This window comes from Herbaspirillum sp. C7C2 (assembly GCF_022627865.1).
GTDB classification, from domain to species: Bacteria; Pseudomonadota; Gammaproteobacteria; order Burkholderiales; family Burkholderiaceae_D; genus Herbaspirillum; species Herbaspirillum frisingense.
This window is the reverse complement of the sequence record NZ_JABXGI010000027.1, coordinates 1-23965: the sequence shown is the minus strand read 5'-3', so window position 1 is coordinate 23965 and position 23965 is coordinate 1. Positions and strand designations below refer to the sequence as shown.

At 64.3% G+C, this 23965-nt stretch carries 21 protein-coding genes and 1 pseudogene; 10 read left to right on the top strand and 12 right to left on the bottom strand.

Going from position 1 to position 23965, the window contains the following annotated elements; all coding sequences use genetic code 11:
- Positions 1-111: 111 nt before the first annotated feature.
- The 6 genes from HWE04_RS22175 to HWE04_RS22150 form a co-directional block, all read right to left on the bottom strand.
- Positions 112-1212, bottom strand: a complete 1101-nt coding sequence (locus HWE04_RS22175) for a porin (RefSeq protein WP_241813715.1) — start codon at positions 1210-1212, stop codon at positions 112-114.
- A gap of 527 nt (positions 1213-1739) precedes the next feature.
- Positions 1740-2516, bottom strand: coding sequence for a peptidylprolyl isomerase (locus HWE04_RS22170; RefSeq protein WP_006712622.1), 777 nt, complete (start codon positions 2514-2516; stop codon positions 1740-1742).
- Positions 2517-2607: 91 nt separating this feature from the next.
- Positions 2608-2901: a BolA family protein gene (locus HWE04_RS22165; RefSeq protein ID WP_241813714.1), complete on the bottom strand. Its 294-nt coding sequence runs from the start codon at positions 2899-2901 to the stop codon at positions 2608-2610.
- Positions 2898-3518, bottom strand: coding sequence for a septation protein A (locus HWE04_RS22160; RefSeq protein WP_241813713.1), 621 nt, complete (start codon positions 3516-3518; stop codon positions 2898-2900). The genes HWE04_RS22165 and HWE04_RS22160 overlap by 4 nt, the downstream gene beginning before the upstream one ends.
- Before the next feature lie 98 nt (positions 3519-3616).
- Positions 3617-4012 carry a peptide-methionine (R)-S-oxide reductase MsrB gene (gene msrB, locus HWE04_RS22155; RefSeq protein ID WP_077237169.1) on the bottom strand — a complete coding sequence of 132 codons (396 nt, stop codon included), beginning with the start codon at positions 4010-4012 and terminating at the stop codon, positions 3617-3619.
- 70 nt (positions 4013-4082) lie between these two features.
- Complete coding sequence (locus HWE04_RS22150) at positions 4083-5558, bottom strand: protein adenylyltransferase SelO (RefSeq protein WP_241813712.1); 1476 nt, start codon at positions 5556-5558, stop codon at positions 4083-4085.
- Between the two features lie 173 nt (positions 5559-5731).
- Between HWE04_RS22150 and HWE04_RS22145 the strand changes: the two genes are divergently transcribed.
- The 5 genes from HWE04_RS22145 (at position 5732) to HWE04_RS22125 (ending at position 9750) form a co-directional block, all read left to right on the top strand.
- Positions 5732-6667, top strand: coding sequence for a branched-chain amino acid ABC transporter permease (locus HWE04_RS22145; RefSeq protein WP_241813711.1), 936 nt, complete (start codon positions 5732-5734; stop codon positions 6665-6667).
- 2 nt (positions 6668-6669) lie between these two features.
- A complete protein-coding gene (locus tag HWE04_RS22140) occupies positions 6670-7893 on the top strand; it encodes a branched-chain amino acid ABC transporter permease (RefSeq protein ID WP_241813710.1) in 1224 nt (407 codons plus the stop codon).
- A 20-nt stretch (positions 7894-7913) separates the two neighbouring features.
- Positions 7914-8672, top strand: a complete 759-nt coding sequence (locus HWE04_RS22135; RefSeq protein ID WP_241813730.1) for an ABC transporter ATP-binding protein — start codon at positions 7914-7916, stop codon at positions 8670-8672.
- Positions 8665-9375: an ABC transporter ATP-binding protein gene (locus HWE04_RS22130; protein WP_241813709.1), complete on the top strand. Its 711-nt coding sequence runs from the start codon at positions 8665-8667 to the stop codon at positions 9373-9375. Before HWE04_RS22135 ends, HWE04_RS22130 begins: the two co-directional genes overlap by 8 nt.
- Positions 9376-9468: 93 nt before the next feature.
- Positions 9469-9750 carry a hypothetical protein gene (locus tag HWE04_RS22125; RefSeq protein WP_241813708.1) on the top strand — a complete coding sequence of 94 codons (282 nt, stop codon included), beginning with the start codon at positions 9469-9471 and terminating at the stop codon, positions 9748-9750.
- Between the two features lie 66 nt (positions 9751-9816).
- On the opposite strand, the gene HWE04_RS22120 is transcribed toward HWE04_RS22125, so the two are convergent.
- The 3 genes from HWE04_RS22120 to HWE04_RS22110 all read right to left on the bottom strand — a co-directional run bounded on the left by HWE04_RS22120 (position 9817) and on the right by HWE04_RS22110 (position 13491).
- Positions 9817-11124 carry an MFS transporter gene (locus HWE04_RS22120; RefSeq protein ID WP_241813707.1) on the bottom strand — a complete coding sequence of 436 codons (1308 nt, stop codon included), beginning with the start codon at positions 11122-11124 and terminating at the stop codon, positions 9817-9819.
- A gap of 138 nt (positions 11125-11262) precedes the next feature.
- Entirely contained in the window at positions 11263-12021 is a 759-nt protein-coding gene (locus HWE04_RS22115) for an SDR family oxidoreductase (RefSeq protein ID WP_006712611.1), read from the bottom strand.
- A gap of 36 nt (positions 12022-12057) precedes the next feature.
- Entirely contained in the window at positions 12058-13491 is a 1434-nt protein-coding gene (locus tag HWE04_RS22110) for an aldehyde dehydrogenase family protein (protein WP_077237177.1), read from the bottom strand.
- Positions 13492-13795: 304 nt separating this feature from the next.
- Between HWE04_RS22110 and HWE04_RS22105 the strand changes: the two genes are divergently transcribed.
- The 3 genes and pseudogenes from HWE04_RS22105 to HWE04_RS24560 form a co-directional block, all read left to right on the top strand.
- On the top strand, positions 13796-14572 hold the full coding sequence (locus HWE04_RS22105) for a FadR/GntR family transcriptional regulator (RefSeq protein WP_077237178.1): 777 nt from the start codon (positions 13796-13798) through the stop codon (positions 14570-14572).
- 41 nt (positions 14573-14613) lie between these two features.
- Complete coding sequence (locus HWE04_RS22100) at positions 14614-15555, top strand: LysR substrate-binding domain-containing protein (RefSeq protein ID WP_077237179.1); 942 nt, start codon at positions 14614-14616, stop codon at positions 15553-15555.
- 173 nt (positions 15556-15728) lie between these two features.
- A pseudogene (locus HWE04_RS24560) lies at positions 15729-16859 on the top strand (diguanylate cyclase); the annotation flags it as partial.
- Positions 16860-16954: 95 nt separating this feature from the next.
- On the opposite strand, the gene HWE04_RS22090 reads toward HWE04_RS24560, so the two are convergent.
- The 3 genes from HWE04_RS22090 to imuA are packed head-to-tail and all read right to left on the bottom strand — an operon-like array spanning position 16955 to position 22385.
- Positions 16955-20206 carry an error-prone DNA polymerase gene (locus tag HWE04_RS22090; RefSeq protein WP_241813706.1) on the bottom strand — a complete coding sequence of 1084 codons (3252 nt, stop codon included), beginning with the start codon at positions 20204-20206 and terminating at the stop codon, positions 16955-16957.
- Between the two features lie 9 nt (positions 20207-20215).
- Entirely contained in the window at positions 20216-21700 is a 1485-nt protein-coding gene (locus tag HWE04_RS22085; RefSeq protein ID WP_241813705.1) for a Y-family DNA polymerase, read from the bottom strand.
- Positions 21627-22385 carry a translesion DNA synthesis-associated protein ImuA gene (imuA, locus tag HWE04_RS22080; RefSeq protein WP_241813704.1) on the bottom strand — a complete coding sequence of 253 codons (759 nt, stop codon included), beginning with the start codon at positions 22383-22385 and terminating at the stop codon, positions 21627-21629. The genes HWE04_RS22085 and imuA overlap by 74 nt, the downstream gene beginning before the upstream one ends.
- Positions 22386-22625: 240 nt before the next feature.
- Here imuA and HWE04_RS22075 point away from each other — a divergent pair, with 240 nt between their 5' ends.
- Positions 22626-22931 (top strand): nucleotidyltransferase family protein, encoded by a 306-nt coding sequence (locus HWE04_RS22075; RefSeq protein WP_241813729.1) that lies wholly within the window; start codon positions 22626-22628, stop codon positions 22929-22931.
- A 363-nt stretch (positions 22932-23294) separates the two neighbouring features.
- Positions 23295-23642 carry a KGG domain-containing protein gene (locus HWE04_RS22070; protein WP_006465245.1) on the top strand — a complete coding sequence of 116 codons (348 nt, stop codon included), beginning with the start codon at positions 23295-23297 and terminating at the stop codon, positions 23640-23642.
- The last annotated feature ends 323 nt before the right edge of the window (positions 23643-23965 follow it).

Here is a 23965-nt window from a genome sequence, read left to right as displayed (position 1 = left end):
ACAGGCGAAAAAAAGCGCAGTTCCTTTCGGAACTGCGCTTTTTCTTTCTGCTTTCTGAATGCTTCCCGTTGTTAGCACGCTCTCCCGAGGGAGAGCGCCTTCACGCCCGGATCAGAAGATGTGACGAATGCCAACACCCAGGGTGGTGACGTTGTCCTTGCCGGCGGCCTGGCCGGTCAGCTCGTAGCGGGCTGCGTCCTTGGCCTTGTTGTAGTCCACGATGGTGTACAGCTGGGTACGCTTGGACAGCGCATAGTCCGCCCAGGCCACCACGGCGTAACGCTTGCCGTCGCCGACATTGCCCACGCCTGCGACCGAGGCGTTCTGGCTCTTGTCGTAGTAGAAGGCGCCAGTCAGGGACAGGGCGGCGGTTGCCTGGTAGGAAGTACCCAGGAAGTAACCCTTGTCCTTGCGTTGCACGCCAGCGATGCCGCCCGCCGAGGCGGTGCTGTTGCTCATGGCCATGTAGGCAGCGGTGGTGCCGGTGCTGTCCTTGATGTTGTAGTAGCCGCCGAACAGCTTGGCTGCGCCGATCTTGTAGGACGCCGACAGGTTGTAGGTGGTGTCCTTGTTGTCGCTGTTGGTGGCGCTCACGGTTTGCTGCCAGCCGCCGCCGACCGAGAACGGGCCGGTGGTGTATTGCAGCGAGCTGCTGATCTGGCTGCCACGGCGGGCCGAACCGGCTTGTTCGCCAGCGGCGTAGGACAGGCCGACGTTGAAGCCGCTGAAGCTGCCGTAGTACTTGATCATGTTGCTGTTGCGCACCAGGGTACCAGCAGCCGGCAGCCAGGAGTTGCTGTCGTAGTTACCGACGGTCAGCGGGTCGAAGTGGTCAGCCATCAGGTCGAACAGGGGCGTGTTCTGACGGCCGATGGACACCTTGCCGAAGCTGCCACCCAGGCCAACCCAGGATTGACGGTTGAAGATGGTGTTGGCGCTGCTCATGCCGCCGGTGTCACCGTTGAAGCCGTTTTCCAGTTGGAACATGGCCTTCAGGCCGCCACCGAGGTCTTCGGTACCCTTGAAGCCCAGACGGCTGTTGGCGATGGCGCCGTTATCCATGCGCACGTTGCTGTTGCCCTGCGCATTGTCGCTGCTCAGATAGCGGATGCTGGTATCGACGATGCCATAGATGGTCACGGTGGATTGGGCAAACGCGGCACCGCCGGTGGTCAGGCCGGCTGCCAGCAGCAGCATGGAACTCTTCTTCATAGGTATCTCTCCTGAAAGCACGAATGTTGTGTTGTTGATGGCGTCGTGGATCGGCCTTGTGTGCTTCTCCCCGAAACACCTTTTTCTTGGCTGCGAACCAGGACTCCCTTGCTTCCTGCTCCCGTGGCGATTCGCAGCCTGTCCCTATTTGGAACAGGGACGAAGAATATCAGAACGATGGTTCGTAAATTGCGCAAAATGGTGCAGGTTTATTCTTCTTTTTTAATTATTTAGTGAATTTATATGTTTATAAAAAATTTATTGGATAAATCTTTTATAAGAATAAATCTTCACTATGACGCAGAAGATAGTGTTCCCGTAGGGCGGGAAGGCATCAAAAAGACGCTTTTTGGAGAAATTGCGAAGGATTTGGACGTTTTTTTGACGGCTACCGCATGAGTTGTGCGTTAATTCGTAGCTAAAAAGCAACATGCCCGGCAAGGAAACCTTGTCCGGGCATGTCGGTGGAGGGCGCTGGAAGACCTGGGTCTTCCTTCAGCCACTCGGGCTGCGCAGGCCGGAGGGACTTATTGCACCTTGGCCTTGGCGCGCAGTTGTTCCTGATAGGCCTGCAGCTTCTTCTGTTGCAGGGCTTCAGCGATCTGCGGCTTGACTTCCTCCAGGGTCGGGACCTTGGCAGCGCGCACATCTTCCAGCTTGATCACATGCCAGCCGAACTGGGTCTGCACCGGAGTCTGGGTGATGTCACCCTTCTTCAGGGCCACCATGGCGTCGGAGAACGGCTTGACGAAGGAGGCCGGGCTGGCCCAGTCCAGATCGCCACCGTTGGCGGCCGAACCAGTGTCCTTGGATTGCTTGGCCAGGTCTTCGAACTTGGTGCCGGCCTTCAGCTTGGCGATGATAGCTTCGGCGTCTTCCTTCTTGTCCACCAGGATGTGGCGGGCGTGGTATTCCTTGTCGCCGGCCTGGGCCTTGAACTTGTCGTATTCAGCCTTGATGTCGGCGTCCGACACCGGGTTCTTCTTCAGGTAGTCGGCGATCAGGGCGCGGATCACTATGGACTGGCGGGCCAGTTCCAGCTGGTTCTTGACGTCGGTGCTGTTGGCCAGGCCTTGCTTGTCGGCTTCCTGCATCAGGATTTCACGGTTGATCAGCTCTTCCTTGATGGCGCCGCGCAGTTGCGGGCTATCAGGCTGGCCTTGCGCAGTCATCTGCTTGACCATCAGTTCGGCGCGGGAGGACGGAATCGCCTTGCCGTTGACGACGGCCAGGTTTTGGGCGAAGGCCGGGATGGAAGCAATTGCGAACAGCAGCACCAGCAGACGAGCGGGTTTGAATGTCATTGTTGAATCCTAGAAAAGAAAGGAATGAATCAAAACGGAGAAAAAAACAGGAGGGGGCTTGATAAGCAGGCGTCGGTCTTTGTTCTTGGTCTCAGTTCTTTGCCTCTGACGGGGAGAGCGCCACTATGGCCAGCGCATGGATCTCCTGCTGCATCAGGTCGGACAGGCAATCATACACCAGCCGATGGCGGTTCAACCGATTTTTGCCCTCGAACAAGTCTGAAACCAGGCGGATCCTGTAATGTCCTCCGCCCGAGGCTGCACCGGCATGTCCGGCATGCTGGGCAGACTCATCTTCGACCAGACATTCGGCTGGCGAGAAAGTTGCAGTCAGACGTGAACGAATGCGTTCTGTACGGGTATCGGCAGGATTGGCGCCACTCATTCGGCATCCTTCATGTACTTGGACAGGAACAGGCTCTGGCCGATGATGAAGGCAAACATCAGGCCCATGCTGCCGAACATCTTGAAGTTGACCCAGGTGTCGAGGGCATAGTTGAAGGCGATGTAGAGATTGAGCACGCCCATGACGGCGAAGAACACGATCCAGGCCAGGTTCAGGCGCGGCCAGATGGCTTCGGGCAGGCTGACCTGCTTTTCCATCATGACGCGGATCAGGTTCTTCTTCATGAACAGTTGCGACACCAGCAGGGCCAGGCCGAAGGCCCAGTACAGGATGGTCGGCTTCCACTTGATGAAGGTATCGTCACGGAAATAGATGGTGGCGCCACCGAAGACCACGATGATGGCCAGCGACACCCACAACATGCCATCCACCTTGCGACGGCGCAGCAGCAGCCAGGCGATCTGGCCCAGCGAGGCGATGATGGCCACGGCGGTAGACAGCAGGATCGGTGCCTGGGTGGCGGTGACGGCACCGGCCGACATGGCGCCGCCCAGGTATTGCATCACCAGGTCCTGGGCGGCCGAGGGATGGCCTTCGGCCCATTTGAAGACGCCGAAAAACAGGATGACGGGGAACAGGTCGAACAGGAACTTCATCGGTTGGCTTCTTCAGGAAAAGTCAGTAAAACGGTTGATCGGCGATCATCCGGCCCGTGCCGCATGTATTGCAGGCGGTGCAGCGCGGGCCGCCAGGCTTACGCCGGGTCGAAACGCAGCGAGGCCGAGTTGATGCAATAACGCAGTCCGGTCGGCGGCGGGCCGTCCGGGAAGACGTGACCAAGGTGGGCGTCGCAGACGTTGCAGATGATCTCGGTGCGAATCATGCCATAACTGCGGTCCACTTTCTCGCGGACGTTGGCCGGATCGATGGGCTCAAAGTAGCTCGGCCAGCCGCAGCCGGAGTCGAACTTGGCATCCGAGGTGAACAGCGGCGTGTCACAGCACACGCAGGTGTAGGTCCCGGCCTCGTGGTGATCCCAGTAACGGCCGGTGAAGGCGCGCTCGGTGGCGGCTTCGCGGGTGACCTGGTATTCCACGGGGTCAAGTTGCTCGCGCCATTGGGCTTCGGTCTTTTCTACTCGTTGGGTCATGCTTGGCTCCTTGGTGATGACGGGCGATGCCGGCATTAACTGTATTAGCGGAATGAATGGCCGTTCACGTTCAGGAAGAACAGCTCACTTCCAGATGGCTGGCCCAGTCGGGGGGCAGGTCGGCATAGCGGTCGAATTCAGGCTGCTCGTCGAAGGGATGGCGCAGGATGGTCTGCAGGCGCGCCACCTCGGTGAAATCCTTCTGTTGCGCCTTGTCGATGGCGACCTGGGCGAGGTAATTGCGTAGCACGTATTTGGGGTTGACCGCATGCATTGCAAGGCGGCGGCCGGCGTCGTCGCTGTCCTCGTCGCGCAGGCGGGCGCGGTATTGCGTGGCCCAGGCATCGAAGGCGGGGCGATCGATGAAAAGGTCGCGCAGCGGCTCGTCGTTGGCTGCATTGCCGATCTGCAAGTCGCCCAGGCGGCGGAAGAACAGCGTGAAATCGACATGACCGGCCTGCAGCAGGGCGAACATGGCCTCAATCAACTGGCTGTCGTCGGCGCGCTGGGTGCGCAATCCCAGCTTGGCATGCAACAGCGCATCATGCTGCGCCTGGAACACGGCCTCGTAATCGGCCAGCGCGGCCTCGGTGGCCTCCACCGAACCGATCAGGGGCAGCATTGCCTGGCCCAGTGCAAAGCAGTTCCACTGGCCGATGCGCGGCTGCATCTGGTAGCTGTAGCGGCCCTGGCTGTCGGTATGGTTGCAGATGTGGCGGGCGTCGAAGGCTTCCATGAAGCCGAAGGGGCCGTAATCCAGCGTCAGGCCCAGGATGGACATGTTGTCGGTATTCATCACCCCATGCATGAAACCCACCGCCTGCCATTGCGCCATCAACGTCGCGGTGCGGCGGGTGACTTCCTTCAGCAGGGCCTGATAGGGGTTTTCTTCCCGCAATAGTTCCGGATAGAACTGCTCCAGCACGGCATCGCCCAGTACCTTGAGATCGTCGAAACGCTGGTTGTAGTACCAATGCTCGAACGAGCCGAAGCGGATGAAGCTGGGGGCCATGCGGGTCACCACCGCTGCGGTCTCGGCGGTTTCGCGCTGCACGCGCTGGTCCGAACCGATCACGGTCAGGGCGCGGGTGGTGGGGATGCCCAGCGCCGCCATGGCTTCCGAACAGAGGAATTCACGGATCGAAGAGCGCAGCACGGCACGGCCGTCGCCCATGCGGGAGTAGGGCGTCTTGCCGGCGCCCTTGAGCTGCAGTTCGATGCGTCCCTGACCGCTGGCTGCCGGCAGGTCGCCCAGGGTGATGGCGCGCCCATCGCCCAATTGACCGGCCCAGACGCCGAACTGATGGCCCGAATAGACTGCCGACAGCGGCTGCGAGCCCGGTGCCAGCTGGTTGCCGGCGAAGATGTCGAAAAAGCCGCGGTCCTCCGGTGCCGGGCGGGCCAGTCCGATGGTGGCAGCGGCCTCGTCGCTGAAACCGACCAGGTAGGGATCGGGCAGGGGCGTCGGTTGCAGCCGGGTGTAGAAGGCCGGGGGCAGGGCGGCAAAGCCGTTGCCTAGCGGCGAAAGCAGATAAGGATGGGTCATAGGCAGCCTGTGAGGCCCAAAGCGGGCCGCAATCCGCTATTTTGACAGAGAAGCGCGAATCCCATAGGATCGCTCCACTTTTGCGTCCGGCCGCGCTCGGTCCGGCGCCTCGACGCTGTCTGACCCCGTCCGACTCCTCTTGAACCCACCGCATCCCTGGCAAGGCTGGCAACTTGGAATTCGCGCTGATCACCTTCCTCAACGGCCTGGGCTACGGCTTCCTGCTGTTCCTGCTGTCCTCGGGCCTGACGCTGATCTACAGCATGATGGGCGTGCCCAACTTCGCCCATGCCAGCTTCTACATGCTGGGGGCGTACGTCGCCTATGCGATTGCCGGCGTGCTGGGCTTCTGGCCGGCGCTGCTGATCGCGCCCCTGCTGGTGGGCATGGCCGGTGCGCTGGTGGAGCATTACGGCCTGCGCATCGTTCACCGCTACGGCCATGTCCCGGAATTGCTGTTCACCTTCGGCTTGTCCTATCTGGTGGTGGAACTGGTGCAACTGGTGTGGGGCCGTTCGCCGGTGCCTTACCGCATCCCGCCGGAACTCGATGGCACGCTCTTCACCCTCTATTCGACCAGTTTCCCCATCTACCGCGGCTTCATGCTGCTGGTGGCGGCGCTCATGCTGCTGGCCTTGTGGCTGCTGCTGCGCCATACCCGCATCGGCCTGCTGATCCAGGCGGCGCTGACGCACCCGCAGATGGCCGAGGCCCTGGGGCATAACGTACCGCGCGTGTTCATGCTGGTGTTCGGCGCCGGCTGCGCGCTGGCCGCACTGGCCGGGGTGATCGGCGGCAATGCCTTCGTCACCGAACCGGGCATGGCAGCGGCCGTGGGCAGCATCATCTTCGTGGTGGTGGTGGTGGGCGGGCTGGGTTCGCTGGCCGGTGCCTTCGTCACCTCGCTGCTGATCGGCCTGATGCAGACCTTCGCGGTGGCGCTGGATGTGTCCCTGGCCAGTATGGGCGTGCAGGTCCCCAGCGGCAGCGCGCTGGTGCCGCTGGTGCGCCTGACGCTGGCTCAGGTGGCGCCGGTGCTGCCCTATCTGCTGCTGGTGGTGATGCTGGTGGTGCGCCCCAAGGGGCTCATGGGCAAGCGGGAGGGCTGAGCATGAAGCGTATCGTCCTGCCCTGGCTGGGCCTGGCCCTGCTTCTGCTGGCGGCACCGCTGGTGTTTCCGCAAAGCGCGGCATTGTCGCTGCTTTCGCAGATGGGGACGATGGTCTTGCTCTGCCTCTCCTACAACATGCTGCTGGGCGAGGGTGGCATGCTCTCCTTCGGCCACGCGGTGTATTCGGGCCTGGGTGCCTTCGGTGCGATCCACCTGATGAACCGCATGAGCGAAGGCGCGCTGGCCTTCCCGCTGACGCTGGTCCCGCTGGCGGGCGGCCTCACCGGCGCCCTGTGCGGTGTCGTGCTGGGCTATCCCACCACGCGCCGCGCCGGCACCACCTTTGCCATGATCACGCTGGGGCTGGTGGAACTGGTCTCGGCCTGCGTGCTGATGCTGCCCGAGGTCTTCGGCGGCGAGGGTGGCATCTCCGGCAACCGGGTCATCGGCGCGCCGGTGCTGGGCATCAGCTACGGGCCGCAGATCCAGGTCTATTACCTCATCGCCGGCTGGCTGCTGGTCTGCGCCATGGCCATCTGCGCGCTGCGCCACACGCCGCTGGGACGCATCCTCAATGCCGTGCGCGACAACCCGGAACGCGCCGCCTTCATCGGCTACGATCCGCAGCGGGTGCGCTACCTGGCGCTGATCCTGTCGGCCTTCTTTGCCGGCGTCTCGGGCGGGCTGTCAGCCATCAATTTCGAGATCGTCAGCGCCGAATACGTGGGCGCGCTGCGCTCCGGTGCCATCCTGCTGTTCACCTTCATCGGTGGCACCGCCTATTTCTATGGCCCCATCGTCGGCGGCGTGGTCGGCGTGCTGTTCTCGTCCTGGCTCTCGGCCTATACCCAGGCCTGGCAGTTCTATCTGGGCGCCTTCTTCATCCTGATCGTCATGACCACCCCGGGCGGCCTTGCCAGCCTGATCGACCGCGGCTGGCGCACCTGGCACGACGGCGCCTTCGACCGGCGCCTGGCGTGGCGTCTGGCCAGCTGGCTGCTGGCCGCACTGGTCACGCTGGCCGGCGTGGTGCTGGCCACCGAGATGGCCTATCAGGCCAGCCTGGGCAGCCTGGCCGAAGGCAGCGATGGCGCGGCGCCCCTGCAGTGGTGGGGCGGGTCCATTGATGTGCATGCGCCGCTGCCCTGGATCACCGCCGCCATGCTCATCGCGGCCGGCGCGACGGCGCTGACCGTGTGGCGCCGGCAGGGGGCGGGCCGATGAGTACGCCGATGACTGCACCGATGACTGCGCCGTTTTCCCTGGAGATGCAGGGCCTGACCAAGGCCTTCGATGGCAGCCAGATCCTGCGCGGCGTGGACCTGCAATTGCATCCCGGTGAGCGCTGCGCATTGATCGGGCCCAACGGGGCCGGCAAGTCCAGCCTGTTCAACCTGGTGTCGGGCCGTTATCGGGCCGATAGCGGGCGCGTGCTGCTGCACGGGCTGGACATCACGCAGTGCTCACCACAGCAGATCAATCGCCTGGGGCTGGCGCGCAGCTTCCAGATCACGAGCCTCTTCCCGCGCCTGACCGCGTTCGAGAACGTGCGCTGCGCCTTGTTGTGGACACTCGGCTATCGCTACGCCTTCTGGCGCCGCCTCGGTCAATTGCACGACGCCAGCGCCCGTGCCCAGGCGGTGCTGGAGCGTGTCGGGCTGGGCGCGCGCGCGCAGGTGCCGGCAGGCGAACTGAGCTACGCCGAGCAGCGTGCCCTGGAACTGGCCGTCACCATTGCCGCCGATGCCGCCGTGATCCTGCTGGACGAACCCACGGCCGGCATGAGCCGGGCGGAGAGCGCGGCGATGGTGGCCCTGATCCGCGAAGTCACGGTGGGCAAGACCCTGCTGATGGTGGAACACGACATGCAGGTAGTCTTCGACCTGGCCGACCGCATCGCGGTGATGGATAACGGCCGCGTCATCGCCTGCGACAGCGCCGAGCGCATCCGCGCCAATCAGGAAGTGCAGGCGCTCTATCTGAACCGGAGGCGACATGGCTGACACCCTGCTTAGCGTCCACGACCTGCAGGCCTGGTACGGCCAGAGTCACGTGCTGCAGGGTGTCTCGCTGGAAGTGCAACGGGGAGAAATCGTCAGCATCCTCGGGCGCAATGGCGCCGGCCGCTCCACCTTGCTCAAGGCCCTGATGGGCCTGGTGCGCAGCAGCGGCGACATCCGCTTCGCCGGCGCCAGCATCGCCGGCCTGCCCACCCATGCGATTGCCCGGCGCGGGATGGCTTATGTGCCAGAGAGCCGGGACGTCTTTCCCACCCTGAGCGTGGCGCAGAACCTCCTGCTGGGCCGCCAGGGCGCTCGCCAGCCGGCCGATGCCTGGCGCGAGGAAGAGGTCTATGCGCTGTTCCCGGCGTTGGCCAGGCGCCGTCAGGTGGCGGCCGGATCGCTGTCAGGCGGGGAGCAGCAGATGCTGGCGCTGGGCCGCGCGCTGCTGGGCAATCCCGCGCTGGTGCTCATCGACGAGCCCACCGAAGGCCTCTCGCCGCAGATGGTGGAGCAGGTCGCGCATTACCTGACGCTACTGCGCCGCCGGCAAGTCGCGGTGCTGCTGATCGAGCAAAAGCAGGCAATCGCCCTGGACCTGTCGCAGCGGGTCTATGTCATGGGGCGCGGCGAGATGGTCTTCCACGGCACGCCCGCCGCGCTGGAGGCGGATGCTGCCGTGCAAGCGGAGTGGCTGGCGCTGTAGCCGACAGGACGCGCCTGGTTCTGCCCGCATGGTCGATGGTGGTAACACCTGCCCGCAGGCAGAATCGCCGCTTTACCTGCCGATGAGACTGCCATGCTGCCCTGGCTGATACTGATGTCCTGCGCCGTACTGGCGCTCTTCGCTGCCGACCGCGCCTGGCTGCGCCACGTCAGCCGTGAAGATCGGCCCCTGCACGATCCCGAGGGCTACCTGGAGATGACCGCCCGCATGACCGAGCTGTGCCACGGCGACCGGGGCAGGGTGGATGCCCTGCTGGCGCTGCAGCGCCAGCGCCATCCCCAGGCCACGCAGGCCGAGGTAGTCCGGCTGGCCATGCGTGAGCTGCTGGAACCGCAATCGTCCTCCGCCCCCTGAAACGACAAACGGCGGCTCCAGGGAGCCGCCGTTCTGCGTTCTGCGTTTAGCGTTCAGCGAAGCAGATTACTTGTTGACCAGCTTGGCCGGCAGGGTCAGCGTCAACAGACCGCCGATCACCAGCGATGCCGCCAGCACGTACATGCCGGCATTGGTGCTCTGGGTGGTGTCCTTGAGCCAGCCCACCAGGAAGGGGCTGACGAAACCGGCCAGGTTGCCCAGCGAATTGATCAGCGCAATCCCCGCAGCCGCTGCGGTTCCGGACAGGAAGGCCGTCGGCAGGCTCCAGAACAGCGGCAGCGTGGTCAGGATACCGACGCTGGCCAGCGTCAGCGAGGCCATTGCCAGGGTGGTGTTGTGGTCATAGACGGTCGAGAGCAGGAGGCCGATGCAGCCCAGGAAGGCCGGAATGGCCACGTGCCAGCGGCGCTCGCGACGGGCGTCGGCGCTGCGGGCGATCAACACCATCGCGGCGGCGGCGAAGGCATACGGGATGGCAGTGAGCAGGCCCACATTGAGCGGATCGGTCACGCCGGTGGTCTTGATGATGGTCGGCAGCCAGAAGCTCACACCGTACAGCCCCATGACGAAGCAGAAGTAGATCAGCGCGCCCAGCCAGACCCGGCCATTGGAGAACATGGCGCCCAGGGAAAGGTGTTCCTTCTGGCTTTCCTCGTGGCTGATATTGGTTTCCAGCAGGCGCTTTTCTTCCTCGTTGAGCCAGTCGGCATCGCGGATGCGATCCTTCATGTACAGGATCACCAGCACCCCCAGGATCAGCGAAGGAATGGCCTCCAGCAGGAACATCCACTGCCAGCCGGAATGGCCCCACACGCCCGGCATGGCATGCATGATCCAGCCCGAGAGCGGGCCGCCGATCACGCCCGAGAGCGCGATGCCGGTCATGAACAGCGCGGTGATCTTGCCGCGTCGCGCCGCCGGGTACCAGTAGGTCAGGTACAGGATCACACCCGGAAAGAAGCCGGCCTCGGCCACCCCCAGCAGGAAACGCATGATGTAGAACATCTGCGGCGTGGTCACGTAGGCCATGGCGCCGGAGATGATGCCCCAGGTGATCATGATGCGGGCGATCCACAGGCGCGCCCCGACCTTGTGCAGGATCATGTTGCTGGGGACTTCGAAGACGAAATAGCCCAGGAAGAAGATGCCCGCGCCCAGGCCGTAGACGGTATCGCTGAACTTCAGGTCCTGCAGCATCTGCAGCTTGGCGAAGCCGACGTTGACCCGGTCCAGGTAGGAGGCCACGTAGCACAGGAACAGCAGGGGCAACAGGCGCCAGGTGACCTTGGCGTAGGTAGCGTCTTCAAAGGATGCGCGTGCGCCGTCGGCAGCCGCGCCTGCTTGATAAGTCATGTCTCGCTCCAGTAGATTTTTTGACGTTATGTTGTTTTACGTCGCCGACCCTTCTGTGTGGCCGGCTGACGGTGCCCAGCATTGTAGTGGCGGGGGCAGGTTTGTCAAAGCAATATCGCCCCGCGCACATGAAGGTGTTTACACGCAGCGCCCGCCATCGACCTCGATGCACACGCCGGTGACGAACTGGGCTTCGTCCGAACCCAGGTAGAGGCAGGCATTGGCGATGTCCTCGGGGGTCGAGAAGCGACCCATGGGGATGGTGGCGACGAACTTCTTGCGGTTTTCCGGGGTGTCGGGCACGCCCATGAACTCGGCCAGCAGGCCGGTGGCCGAGATCACCGGATTCACGCAGTTCACGCGGATCTTGTCGGGACCCAGTTCGGCCGCCATCGACTTGCTGGTGGTGATGACTGCGCCCTTGCTACCGTTGTACCAGGTCAGGCCCGGACGCGGACGCACGCCGGCGGTGGAGGCGATATTGACGAAGGCGCCGCCGCCGACCTTGCGGAAGTAGGGCACGAAGGTCTTGGCCGAGAGGAAGATACTCTTCACATTGACGGCATAGACACGGTCGAATTCTTCCTCTTCCACTTCCAGCATGGGACGGTTGCGGTGGGTGGTGCCGGCATTGTTGACGACGATGTCGAGCTTGCCGAACTGTTCCAGTGCGGTGGCCAGCAACTGGTCCATATCGGCCCGCTTGGACACGTCGGCGCGGGCGAACACTGCCTTGCCACCGGCGCGCTTGATCTCTTCGACCACCCGCAGGCCGCCGGCCTCGCCGATGTCGGCCACGACGATGGCCGCGCCTTCACGGGCATAAGCCTTGGCGATCCCCTCGCCGAAACCCGAACCGCCACCGGTGACGATGGCTACCTTGTCTTGCAAACGCATGGTGTGTCTCCTTGAAAAATTGGGATTGAAACGATCTCAACCGTGGCGGATGGCGATGGTCTTGAGGACCGTGAAGCCATAGAGCGCCTCGAAACCTTTTTCACGTCCGTGGCCGCTGGCCTTGACGCCGCCGAAGGGCAGTTCCACGCCGCCACCGGCGCCATAGTTGTTGATGAACACCTGGCCGCTGCGGATGGCCCGCCCCAGGCGCATCTGGCGTCCGCCATCGCGGGTCCAGACGCTGGCCACCAGCCCATAGTCGGTGCCGTTGGCCAGGGCGATGGCCTCGGCTTCATCCTCGAAGGGCATGGCCGCCAGCACCGGGCCGAACACCTCTTCCTGCGCCAGCCGGTGACGCGCGGGCACATCGCGCAGCAGGGCCGGGGCCTGGTAGAAACCGCTGGCCGGCGCACCCGGGGCGACTTCGCCCTGCGCCACCAGCGGGATGCCGTCGCGCCGGGCATCGGCGAGGAAGCCCGCCACGCGCTCCTGCTGGGTCTTGCGGATCAGCGGGCCGCAATCCAGGTCCATCTGCGAAGAGCCGACCCGCAGTTGCGAGAACAGGCCCGACAGCCGTTCCAGTACCTGCTCATAGGCGCCGCGCTGCACCAGCAGGCGGCTGCCGGCGGAGCAGGTCTGGCCGGCGTTCTGCACGATGGCATTGACCACAACCGGCAGCATGGCCTCCATGTCGGCATCCTCGAAGACCACCTGCGGCGACTTGCCGCCCAGTTCCAGGGTGACCGGCGTATGGTGCTCGGCCGCGCCGCGCACCACCAGCTTGCCCACGTTGGGCGAGCCGGTGAAGGACACATGGTCCACGTCCGGATGCTTGACCAGCAGGTCGCCGGCCTCATGGCCGTAACCGGTCACGATATTGAGCGCACCCTCCGGGAAACCCACCTCGGCGGCCAGCTCTGCCACCCGCAGGATGGACAGGCAGGCATCTTCGGCCGGCTTGACCACGCAGGTATTGCCGGCCGCCAGGGCGCCGCCCACGCAGCGCCCGAAGATCTGCATCGGGTAGTTCCACGGCACGATATGGCCGGTCACCCCGTGCGGCTCGCGTAGGGTCAGTACCGTATAGCCGGCCTGGTAGGGAATGGTCTCGCCGTGCAGCTTGTCGGCGGCACCGGCATAGAACTCGAAATAGCGCACGATGGCGGCCGCATCGGCGCGCGCCTGCTTCATCGGCTTGCCGCAATCGCGGCCTTCCAGCTGCGCCAGTTCTTCCTGGTGATCCTGCAGCTTGTAGGCCAGTTTCATCATCAGGCGGCTGCGCTCGGCCGCCGACAGCTTGCCCCAGGCGCCCTCATAGGCGCGGCGGGCGGCGCCGACGGCGCGGTCGATGTCGGCGGCATTGCCGCGGGCGATGGCCTCGAAGGGCTGGCCGTCGGAAGGATCGATGACGGGGATGCTCTCGCCGGAGGCGGGGGCGACCCAGCGGTTGTCGATGAAGTGCTGTTTCATGGCGGTGCTGTCCTTGGGTGGTAAGCGCAAAGCGCAACTGGAGTGGAGCAGGTGGAGCAAGCTGAAGTAAAACGCAGCAGGCGGCATGGACGAGGTCAGTCCCGAACACACGGTCCGCGGGCTGGCCTGGAAGGGGCTGGTCTCCTGAGTCGTTTTGCTTTTTGTGGTGAGTCAATCTAAGCCAGGGCGAACAAGCTGTCAATTGAATTTACTACTTTGCTGACTGCCTGCATCACCAGGGTGGCGGGGAGGGTGGCAAATCCGCTACCATGCGCAACGTCCATTTCAGTCTCCGGGAGTATCGATGCCCAACCCCAGCAAACCGGCGCGCCCCGCCGCGTCCAGCGAACTCCTGAGCCTGGCCGCCGCCGGCCTGGGTCCGGTACGGCCGGAACGTTTTGCCGAGCGCGTCTATGAGACCTTGTTCCATGCCATCGTGGAAGGGCGCATCGCAGTGGGCAGCAAGCTGCCTTCCGAGAATGACCTGGCCACGCTGTTCGAGGTCTCGCGCCCGGTGGTGCGGCAGGCGCTGGACCGGCTGCGGGAGGACCAACTGGTGGAATCCCTGCGCGGTTCCGGGACCTATGTGAAGGAAAAGGCCGGTCTGGCTCCGGCACGTCCGGACGGCGAACCCGAAACCCGCATCGGTCACATCATGAACGGCCTGGAACTGCGCCTGGTGCTGGAACCCGAATCGGCCTACATGGCGGCCCTGCGTCGCAACAAGCAGGACCTGGACCAGATGGAGCGCCTGCTGGAAGGCTTCGAAGAGGCCAACCGGGTCGGCGGCATCGCCCACCATTACGACTTCGGCTTCCATGAAGCGATCGCCATGGCCACCGGCAACCTGCGCTTCGTACAGGTGATGAAGACGCTGGAATACGATGTTAGCCACGCCGTGAACATGCTGCGCCACCTGATGCACATCCCGCCCTGGAAGCGCTCGCAGGACGCCATGGATGAACACCGCCAGATCTTCGAGCTGATCCGGCTGCAGGATGCCGAAGGCGCCCGGCGTGCCATGCGGGGCCACATCGAGAATGCGCGTACCCGCATGTTCAATAGTCGTCCGGGCCTGTAAAACAATTTAACAACTCGTTGGACAGCAGGGAAAACCTTCGCATGGAATTACGCCAACTGCGCTACTTCGTGGCCATCGTCGATCACGGCTCGCTCTCGCGGGCGGCACGGGTGCTGCACATCGCCCAGCCGGCGCTGACCCAGCAGATCCGCCAGCTGGAAGACGAGATGGAGGCGCAACTGCTGCACCGCTCGGCCCAGGGCGTGATCGCCACCGATGCCGGCAAGGTCTTCTATGAGCACGCGCTGGCGATCCTCAAGCAGGTGCAGGACGCCAAGCAGGCCGTGGCGCAATCCACCGACAAGCCCTCAGGCACCGTGGCGCTGGGCATTCCGCAGAGCGTGTCCAATGCCCTGGCCTTGCCGCTGTTGAACGCGGTGCGCTCCACCTATCCGGAAATCACGCTGCAACTGACCGAGGAACTGACCGGCAACCTCATCACCCAGCTCAAGTCCGGCCGCATCAACCTGGCGGTGCTGTTCGATGATGGTCAGCTGTCCTCGTTCGCGGCCACGCCGATGATCGAGGAAGAGATGCTGTACATCACCCGGGCCAAGTCGCAATACGGAGTTTCCGGGCGCAAGGGCGTGCCGCTGGCGCGCGCCATCCAGGCACCGCTGATCCTGCCGGGGCTGGCCCATGGCGTGCGCCCGCGCATCGAAAACCTGGTCCGTGCCCAGGGCATGAGCCTGGACAATGTCATCGAGATCAATTCAGTGGCCATCCTGAAATCGGCCATCCTGGCCGATATCGGCGCCACCATCCTGCCGGTGGCGCCGCTGCTGGCCGACATCGAGCGCGGCGACATGGTGGCCCATGCGATCGCTGGCGAAACCATCTCGCGCACCCTGGTCTTATGCGCTTCCCGCAACATCCCCCTGACCACGGCAGCGGCGGCCGTGGAGCGACTGGTGCTGGACGTGACCGACCAGCTGTGTCGCTCCGGCCAATGGGGGCATACCCGCGTGCTGGAACGTGAATGAAGCCGAAATGACGCTGTAATGAAGGGTGCAGATATATTGCCAGCCCGGCAATAACGTTCACTTTTCATGTCATATTGCTGAAAATCACTATCATTCCGGCGGCTTCGGTTACACTGACGGCGTCCTGCCTGTGTCGTCTTTCCAGGCCGTCAGATGCCTGGCAGTAGCACCGAATGGGGTTCCGGAAGCTAGCCTGCAGGCCTGACCGGACACTCTCCCGTTCTGCAATCTTCACCCGTCCCGTGGACGGGCTTATCCGGATGAATCCATTCACCGCCAGCCTGGCGCTGGCCATCGTTCAGTTTTGCAGTGGCGTGATCATGACGGGCCTGTTCATCAGCACGCCCTCGGAGCGCTTCACCCGCCTGTGGGCGCTGTCCGGGGTGCTGGCGGCACTGGGCATCTGCACCACCGTGGTCGTCTATGCCAGCCTGACTGGCACACCACGTGCGCTGGGCCTGTTGCTGGGCAATACGCTTGTATTTTCTTCCGGGATCGTGGCCTGGGGCGGCTTGCGCAGCTTCTACCAGCGCCGCTCGGCCTGGTGGCCGGGCCTGCTCATCGTGGTCTATGCCGCCGCCTTTGCGGCGCTGCTGGCCTCCGAAGCCACGTTCACCCAGCGCGCCTACCTGGCTGTCTGCGGGCTGCAGGTGGTGTTCTGCCTGGTGCTGTGGGAATTCCTCCAGGGACTCTCGGGCGCCCTGGCCGAGCGTTATCCACGCTGGACCTTCGGTCGCTGCGTCGGTATCGGCGCCTTGCTCATCCTCAGCGCCAGCTACGTCAGTCGCTTCTTCATCTCGCTGCGCCATCCGGAACTGTTCGAACCACCCGAGATGAGCAACCTGGGGGTAGCCCTGATCTACCTGATTCCCATCAGTGGCACCCTGTTGCTGTCGGTGGCGCTGATGATGATCTATTTCGAACGCCTGCTGGCCGACAAGCAGCGCCTGGCGACCGTGGATGAGCTGACCGGCACCCTGAACCGGCGCGAACTGGTGCGCTGTGGCGAACTGGTGCTGGATCAGGCGGTGCAGGCCAGACGGGTGCTGACCCTGGCCTTCATCGACGTCGACCACTTCAAACAGATCAACGATACCCATGGCCACCAGGTGGGCGACCGCGTGCTGGCCGATATCGGTGCACTATTGCGACAATGCTGTCGCCAGAACGGTCTGCTCGGCCGCTATGGTGGTGAAGAGTTCTGCGCGGTCTTCCCCGGCCTGGCCGAGGTGCAGGCACGACAGATCGCCCAGCACCTGCTGGAGACGGTGCGCCAGCATGACTTCGGCCATGGCCAGCCGGTCACCATCAGTGTCGGCCTGGCCGTGCTCACACCGGGCCAAGAGCGAAGGGCGCAATGCCTTCCGCATGGCGCTGGCGGCCTGAGTCAGCCAATCCATCAGAAGAAATCACGGCTGCGCGGCTGCAGTTCCCCGAGCAGGTGGGTCCAGTCCTCCAGGCGTCCGGCCACCAGATGGCGCACTTCTCCCTGGCATTGCCAGCTTCCATACACCCCCAGCAGGCGCGCATTGAGCACTTCGCTGCGCTGTCGTTCCAGCACCGCCGGCCAGATGATGACGTTGGCCGAACCGGTCTCGTCTTCGATCGTCATGAAGATCACCCCCTTGGCCGTACCCGGCCGCTGGCGCACCGTGACGATGCCGCAGCAGCAGGCGAACTGGCGGTTCTGCAGCGCGTTCAGATCGGCCACGCTCATGAAGCGGCGGCGCTGCAGGGTCGGTCGCAGCAGGGCCAGCGGGTGGCGGCGCAGGGTCAGGTTCATGGCGCGGTAGTCGTCGATGATCTGCTCGCCTTCGCCGGGCGTCTCCAGTTGCACCGCATCGTCGCCGCGTGGCGCGCTGCGCAGCAGGTCACGGTCGGGTACCGCACCCACCGCATGCCACAGCGCCTGGCGCCGATGGCCGGCCAGTTCGCGCAGGGCATCGCCGGCCGCCAGCGCCTGCAGGGCATGGCGATCCAGGGCGGCGCGCCGGGCCAGGTCGTCGACATCGGCAAAGGGACGCTCGGCGCGCGCCTGCTCGATGCGCTGCGCCGCCTCGGCCGGCATGCCGCGCAGCAGGCTCATGCCCAGCCGCACGGCCGGACGCGCCGGCCCGGAGGCGGGCTCCAGGGGCAGCTCCAGTGTGGACTCCCAGGCGCTGCGCACGACATTGGCCGGCAACACCCGTACCCCGTGCCGGCGCGCATCCTGGATCAGTTGCGAGGGCGAATAGAAGCCCATGGGCTGGCTATTGAGCAGGCCGCACAGGAAAGCCTCCGGCTCGTGGCACTTGAGCCAGCTGCTGAAGTAGGTCAGCAGGGCAAAGCTGGCGGCGTGGCTTTCCGGGAAGCCGTATTCGCCGAAGCCCTCGATCTGGTTGAAGATGCTTTCGGCGAATTCGCGTGAATAGCCGTTGTCGGTCATCCCCAGTACCAGCCGCTCATGGTGTGGCCCCATGCCACCCTTGCGCTTCCAGGCCGCCATGGAGCGGCGCAGATCGTCAGCCTCGCTGGGTGAATAGCCTGCGGCCTCGATGGCCACGTCCATCACCTGTTCCTGGAAGATGGGGATACCCAGGGTGCGCTCCAGCACCTTCCTGATCTTGCCGCTCTTGCTGGTGTTGTCGGGATACTCGAAGCTGCCACCATTGCGCACCAGCTCACGCCGGCGCAGGTAGGGATGGACCATGCCGCCCTGGATCGGACCGGGCCGCACGATGGCCACCTGCACCACCAGGTCGTACTGGGTGCGTGGCTGCATGCGCGGCAGCATGCTCATCTGGGCCCGGCTCTCGATCTGGAACACGCCGATGGTATCGGCCTTGCAGATCATCTCGAAGGTGACCGGATCTTCACGCGGGATATCGTACATCTGCATCACCTGCGGCAAGCCGCGCCGCAGGCTCACCAGCTCCAGCGACCGACGCAGGGCGGTGAGCATGCCCAGCGCGAGGACATCCACCTTGAGCAACCGGAGCGACTCCAGGTCGTCTTTGTCCCATTCGATGACGGAACGGTCTGGCATGGCGGCGTTCTGGATCGGCACCAGCCGCGACAATTGCCCGCGTGCGATCACGAAGCCCCCGGTGTGCTGCGACAGGTGCCGGGGAAAGCGCAGCAGCTTGCCGGTGATGCTGGCCCACAGCCCGATCTGCGGCAGTTCCGGGTCCAGCCCGGCTTCGGCAAAGCGCGCCAGCAGTTCTTCGCGGCTGTCGAACCAGTGCTGCGACTTGGCCACCGTATCGACGATGGCCGGGTCCACCCCCAGCGCCTTGCCCACCTCGCGCAGCGCGCCACGCGGGCGATAGCTGTGGACGGCGGCGGCCAGGGCAGCGCGACGGCGGCCGTACTTGCGGTAGATGTGCTGGATCACTTCTTCACGGCGCTGGTGTTCGAAGTCGACGTCGATGTCGGGCGGCTCGTCGCGCTTTTCGCTGATGAAGCGGGCAAACAGCAGGCGCGTGGAGGTGGGATCGACCTCGGTCACCCCCAGGCAATAGCAGACCGCCGAATTGGCCGCCGAGCCCCGACCCTGGCACAGGATGCCGCGCGAACGGGCGAATTGCACCAGGTCGTAGACGGTCAGGAAGTAGGCTTCATAGTGCTTGCTGCCGATGAGCGCCAGTTCCACTTCGATCTGTTGCCGCACCTCGCCGGGCAGCCCCTGCGGATAGCGTCTGGCGGCACCGGCCAGGGTTTCCTGGCGCAGGTAGTCGGCCGGGCTCATGCCCAGCGGCACCAGTTCGTCCGGGTACTCATAGCGCAGCTCGGCCAGGCTGAAGCGGCATTCGGCGGCGATGGCCAGGGTCTGCTCCAGGGTCTGCCGCGTGTGCACCAGCGACAGCCGCATTCGTGGTCGCAGGTGTTGCTCGGCGTTGGGCGCCAGCGCGTGGCCGCATTCCTGCACCGGCTGGCCCAGGCGGATGGCGGTCACCACATCCTGCAGGTATTTGCGTGAGCGCTGGTGCATCTGCACGTCGCCCACCGCCACCAGTGGCAAGCCATGGCGCCGTGCTGCCTGCTCCAGCGCTTCGCGGTGCAGTTCGTCCAGGGGGCGATACAGGCGTGTGAGGCCAACCCAGGAGCGCCCGGGCGCCAGGCCGGCGAACCAGCGCAACTGGGCGTCCAGGGTGTCTTCACCGACCGCGTAATCCGGCACCAGGATCAACTGGCAATCGGGCAGGGCGCGCAGGTGCGACAAAGCCGGCGGCGGCTGGCTCAGGTCTTCCGGGGCCAGCAGGTACTGGCCCTTTTCGGCACGGGTGCGGGCCAGGGTGACCAGTTCGGAGAGATTGCCGTAACCCTCCCGGTTCCTGGCCAGCGCAACCAGGGTCAGGCGGGCCAGCGGATGTTCGGGGTCTTCCCGGAGTTGGGTAAAGCGGAAGCAACTGCCGATGATCAGCCTGAAATCCAGGCTCTGGTTCTTGCTGACCTGCTCCTGCCAGGCCGCATGGGCACGCACCACCCCGGCCAGGGTGCATTCGTCGGTGATGGCCAGGGCGCGATAACCCAGGGCGATGGCGCGCTCCACCAGCTCCTGGGCATGCGAGGCGCCTTGCAGGAAACTGAAGTTGGTGCGGCAATACAGTTCGGCATAGTCGGGCAGGCCGTTGTCATTGCCAGTACCGATGCCAGGGAGAGGGGCTTGCATGCGGTGCTCCTAGCCGAACAGTCCGTGCAGGAACCACTGCGGCTCTTCGTCGCTGGCCTCGCCGCCACGCCATTGCCGGAAAATCCAGTAATAGGCATGACGCGCATCGCGGGCGGTGAAGTAGTCGCGGGTCAGCGGGCGGCCTTCCCACCAGCCGGCTTCGATGCGTTCCGGCGGCGAGGTAAATTCCAGTGGTGTGCGGTAGAACGGCTTGTGCTGCTGCATGCGCAGGGGCAAGGGCTCTTCCAGCAGCCATAGCGGGCGCGGTGGCAGGCGCGCCGGATCGGTCGCCAGCGGTGCCGGCAATGTGGTCGCCGGCTGCATGACGCTGCACCAACGATTGGCGATCTCGGGCCGATGATCGGCCCGAGGCGCGGCCTGGCGCACCTTGTCCGCGCCCAGCCGGGCCACCAGCAGTTCCAGCAGGCGCTGGTGATCTTCCGGGCTGCCGCCAGGTTCGGGGAAGAGCAGTTCGCTGGCGGCCTGCATGGCTTGCAGTTCCTCGGCCGCCAGTCCCAGGGCGATGGCCGGTGCCGGCAGGCTGGAGCGGGCCAGCTTTTCCTTGACCAGGGTATGCAGGTGGTCTTCCTGCCAGGCCGGCACCGACAGGGTGATCCGCAATTCGGTCGGCGCCACGGCCTGACGACCGCGTTCGTGCTCCAGCCACAGGTGTAACTGCTTGATGCTCAACTGGCGCGCCGCCAGCCAGCCGGCCAGTTGTACCAGCAGCCCCTGGGCATAGGCGGCCAGGATGTCGGTGTGCTCGATGCGGTCGGGCAGCTCCACGCGGGCCTTGAAGACCGGCGGCGCCACCACCCATTCATGCAGTTCCGGCAGGTCGCCATAGGCACGGTCCAGCATGTCCAGTAGCGCCCGGCCGCAGCGCCGTTGCAGGCCGGGGCGCGGCAGCCGCCGCAACTGGCCCAGCTGGCGGCAGCCCAGGCCGTGCAGCCATTCGAGGTGGGCCTGGGCGGCACTGAGCAAGACCACCGGCAAGCGATCCAGGCGTCGTTGCAGGGAGCGGCTGCGCAGGGTACGCACATTGCCGTAGCGCGCCAGCATCCAGGCCCCGGTCGCGGTGACGCCAGAAGACAGGGTGGCCGACACCCCGAGTCGAGCGATGGTGACGCCGATCTTGCGGCACAGCGCCCGCATGCCGCCGAACAGGCGCAGGCTGGCGCTCACGTCCAGCAGCACACAGGCGTCCGGGGCCAGTGTGACCTGGGGCGTGTATTGCAACAGGGCCAGCGCCGTCTGTTCCAGCAGACCCTGTTCGCGCAGCGGGTCACGCTCCTGCAGCAGCGCCTGTGGCGCCAGCAGTTGCACGCCGCCGCGCCGCATGCCTTCCTGCACGCCCAGCGCGCGCGCAGGCGCCGACAGCGCGGTGACGCGCTCGCGCTCGAAGACCACCGCCGGGGCTTCATCCAGCCAGTTCGGACGGAATGCTTCCAGCGGCAGCAGTGGCAGGTGTACGGCGATCCACAGTGGGGACATGGCGTTGCAGATTCGGTGAGGGCGTCAGGGGAAGAAACAGGCTTTGTTCGCGCAGCGGCCCGCGCCGCTTGAGAAAGCCGATCTCCAGTCCGTCCCGCGCAGCCTGCAGCGTCAGCCGCAAGGGCGCGGGCGAGGGCTCGCGCGCGCAGGACCAGGGACGCAGCATGAAAAACAGGGTTTGCCCGGCCTGCGCCGCCACATGCAGCCGGCGCAGCAGATCGTGCTCACCCTTGCGCAGCCTGGGTTGCCACATCAGCAGCGCGTGACAGCTATCGGCGCGCAGGACTTGCTCGGCAGCCCAGCAGGCATCGACCGCGTTATCGGCCTGCAGATGCAGCAGCCGGGCTGCCTGCACACCCAGATGCACCCAGCCGGGGGCATTGACCTGGTGCGGTGCCTGCAGCAGGGCGATGCGTTCGGCGCGGGTGATCCGGACGGCTCTTTGGGCGCTGGCTGGCGCTCGCGCCAGCAGTGGGCGCAGCAGGCGCAATTCGCCAATGCCATCCTGGGGCAGCAGCAATTCGATCAGTGCCCCGGTCGGCCAGCCGCGTCCCGGCAACTCGGCATCAAGCGCCTCGAAACCGCTGGACACCCCGTGCCCACCCCCACGCGCCAGCTGGGACGCCAGCCAGAGCGAAGGATGGATGTTTTCCGGACGATGCACCGGGGACGATGGAGGCAACATGGTGGAGCAGACGTGCTGGTGAAGATGAAGATAACTGTATAAATATACAGTAATTGTTTTGTAGTGTGACAAAAACTGCGGATGAGCGGGCAAAACACTGAAGCTCTTGTTGAGGAGGACGACCTGGTCGTGTTCGGGGGCGAAGAGGGGGGCATCGGTGCATTGCGATTCTGGAAAATGCTTTTAGAATGGCATTCCTGCCCCGGCCATTGCAGTGAGTTTCGACAAGAAAGGATGCCTATGCGCCCCTCCGTTGCGCTTGACATGAAGAGAGTTGCAGTACGGGAAGCCGTAGGCCGCTTCCGTACCGCGAACCTGCGCGTCTTCGGCTCGGTGCTGCACGGCACCGACCGGGACGGTAGCGACATTGACCTGCTGGTTGACGCACTGCCTGGGGCCACCCTGTTGGACCTGGGCGATCTGGAAGATGAGTTGAAATCGCTGCTCGGCGTCGATGTCGATCTGCTGACGCCTGAAGACCTGCCGCCGACGTTCCGGGCCAAGGTGCTCGCTGAGGCGCTGCCGCTATTTCCCTCGAAAGATTAAATTCAAACGCTGCTTGTCAGCCGCATCCCTTCCCAAGTATTGCCTAAATCCCACCCAGTCCTTTCCAGCGCTCTAGCCCCCAGATCTACCTCGGCACCCGCCGAGCATGCTTCACTTCGGCATTCAGAAATACGTCTATTTTTGTTGCCGTAAGACAAGCTCATCTTCACCGATTCCTACATTTCCTACAGTCAGCACTGACAAGGGCTGGGGAGCTCTTCCGATAGTGAGGTTCGGTGAGGCTTTCTACACTGCAGACGTGGACAGATGTTTTGTGCCGCCGGTTAGCTCGCGCAGGGCAGTAGGGCAGGCAGGTGGCAGGTTCGTCCGCTCACTTCGACCAACCAAGACAAGGAGTCACACATGGCAAATTCACAGAATCCGGGGACCAGTAATCGCGGCTTTGCTGCGATGGACAGGGAAAAGCAGCGTCAGATCGCCAGCATGGGCGGCAAGGCAGCCCACGCCAAGGGTGCAGCCCATGAGTTCAGCTCCGCCGAAGCACGCGAAGCCGGACGCAAGGGTGGCCTGAACAGCCACGGTCGCAAGAATGCGGCTGCCGCCGCGGCCGCTGCAGCACAGAATGGCCAGAACGGCACTACCGCCAGCACCTCGGCGCAGCCGCAGATGAGCCAGAGCACCCCGCCGGAGCATACCCACGGCACCCAGCAGCCACAGCAGTCCGACAGCACGCCCCAACAGCAAGGCTGATGAGGGCATGGCACCTCAGGCAATGCTTGTCGCATCCGTCGCTTTTCACCCATGGAGTTGAGAACTGCAGGGACCAGCGACCAGACAGGTCGATAACAAGAAAACGAAAGGCGCGCAGAGCGCCTTTTTTGCGTCTGGTTTTCCGAAATCTCTTAATGGGAATCGAGAATTCCTAATTTATTGGCCCAAATCTGGGTATTTATCGAGAATTCCTAATTTTCTAGGGCCTGTTCACACTCAATCTGTGAGTGCGAGAGGTCGTCAAGCGTTGACTGCCTAGGCGCAGCGACGCGCCGTAGTGGTGCTACGGCAAGGAGCTGCAA

Bases quoted from the DNA above. Each gene is read 5' to 3' on its own strand.
- HWE04_RS22085 (WP_241813705.1), bottom strand. From the start codon at position 21,700: ATGTCCCCACTGTGGATCGCCGTACACCTGCCACTGCTGCCGCTGGAA.
- HWE04_RS22170 (WP_006712622.1), bottom strand. From the start codon at position 2,516: ATGACATTCAAACCCGCTCGTCTGCTGGTGCTGCTGTTCGCAATTGCT.
- HWE04_RS22070 (WP_006465245.1), top strand. From the start codon at position 23,295: ATGGCAAATTCACAGAATCCGGGGACCAGTAATCGCGGCTTTGCTGCG.
- HWE04_RS22165 (WP_241813714.1), bottom strand. From the start codon at position 2,901: ATGAGTGGCGCCAATCCTGCCGATACCCGTACAGAACGCATTCGTTCA.
- HWE04_RS22135 (WP_241813730.1), top strand. From the start codon at position 7,914: ATGACTGCGCCGTTTTCCCTGGAGATGCAGGGCCTGACCAAGGCCTTC.
- msrB (WP_077237169.1), bottom strand. From the start codon at position 4,012: ATGACCCAACGAGTAGAAAAGACCGAAGCCCAATGGCGCGAGCAACTT.
- HWE04_RS22125 (WP_241813708.1), top strand. From the start codon at position 9,469: ATGCTGCCCTGGCTGATACTGATGTCCTGCGCCGTACTGGCGCTCTTC.
- HWE04_RS22160 (WP_241813713.1), bottom strand. From the start codon at position 3,518: ATGAAGTTCCTGTTCGACCTGTTCCCCGTCATCCTGTTTTTCGGCGTC.
- HWE04_RS22130 (WP_241813709.1), top strand. From the start codon at position 8,665: ATGGCTGACACCCTGCTTAGCGTCCACGACCTGCAGGCCTGGTACGGC.
- HWE04_RS22090 (WP_241813706.1), bottom strand. From the start codon at position 20,206: ATGCAAGCCCCTCTCCCTGGCATCGGTACTGGCAATGACAACGGCCTG.
- HWE04_RS22140 (WP_241813710.1), top strand. From the start codon at position 6,670: ATGAAGCGTATCGTCCTGCCCTGGCTGGGCCTGGCCCTGCTTCTGCTG.
- HWE04_RS22150 (WP_241813712.1), bottom strand. From the start codon at position 5,558: ATGACCCATCCTTATCTGCTTTCGCCGCTAGGCAACGGCTTTGCCGCC.
- HWE04_RS22175 (WP_241813715.1), bottom strand. From the start codon at position 1,212: ATGAAGAAGAGTTCCATGCTGCTGCTGGCAGCCGGCCTGACCACCGGC.
- HWE04_RS22075 (WP_241813729.1), top strand. From the start codon at position 22,626: ATGCGCCCCTCCGTTGCGCTTGACATGAAGAGAGTTGCAGTACGGGAA.
- HWE04_RS22115 (WP_006712611.1), bottom strand. From the start codon at position 12,021: ATGCGTTTGCAAGACAAGGTAGCCATCGTCACCGGTGGCGGTTCGGGT.
- HWE04_RS22105 (WP_077237178.1), top strand. From the start codon at position 13,796: ATGCCCAACCCCAGCAAACCGGCGCGCCCCGCCGCGTCCAGCGAACTC.
- HWE04_RS22100 (WP_077237179.1), top strand. From the start codon at position 14,614: ATGGAATTACGCCAACTGCGCTACTTCGTGGCCATCGTCGATCACGGC.
- imuA (WP_241813704.1), bottom strand. From the start codon at position 22,385: ATGTTGCCTCCATCGTCCCCGGTGCATCGTCCGGAAAACATCCATCCT.
- HWE04_RS22120 (WP_241813707.1), bottom strand. From the start codon at position 11,124: ATGACTTATCAAGCAGGCGCGGCTGCCGACGGCGCACGCGCATCCTTT.
- HWE04_RS22110 (WP_077237177.1), bottom strand. From the start codon at position 13,491: ATGAAACAGCACTTCATCGACAACCGCTGGGTCGCCCCCGCCTCCGGC.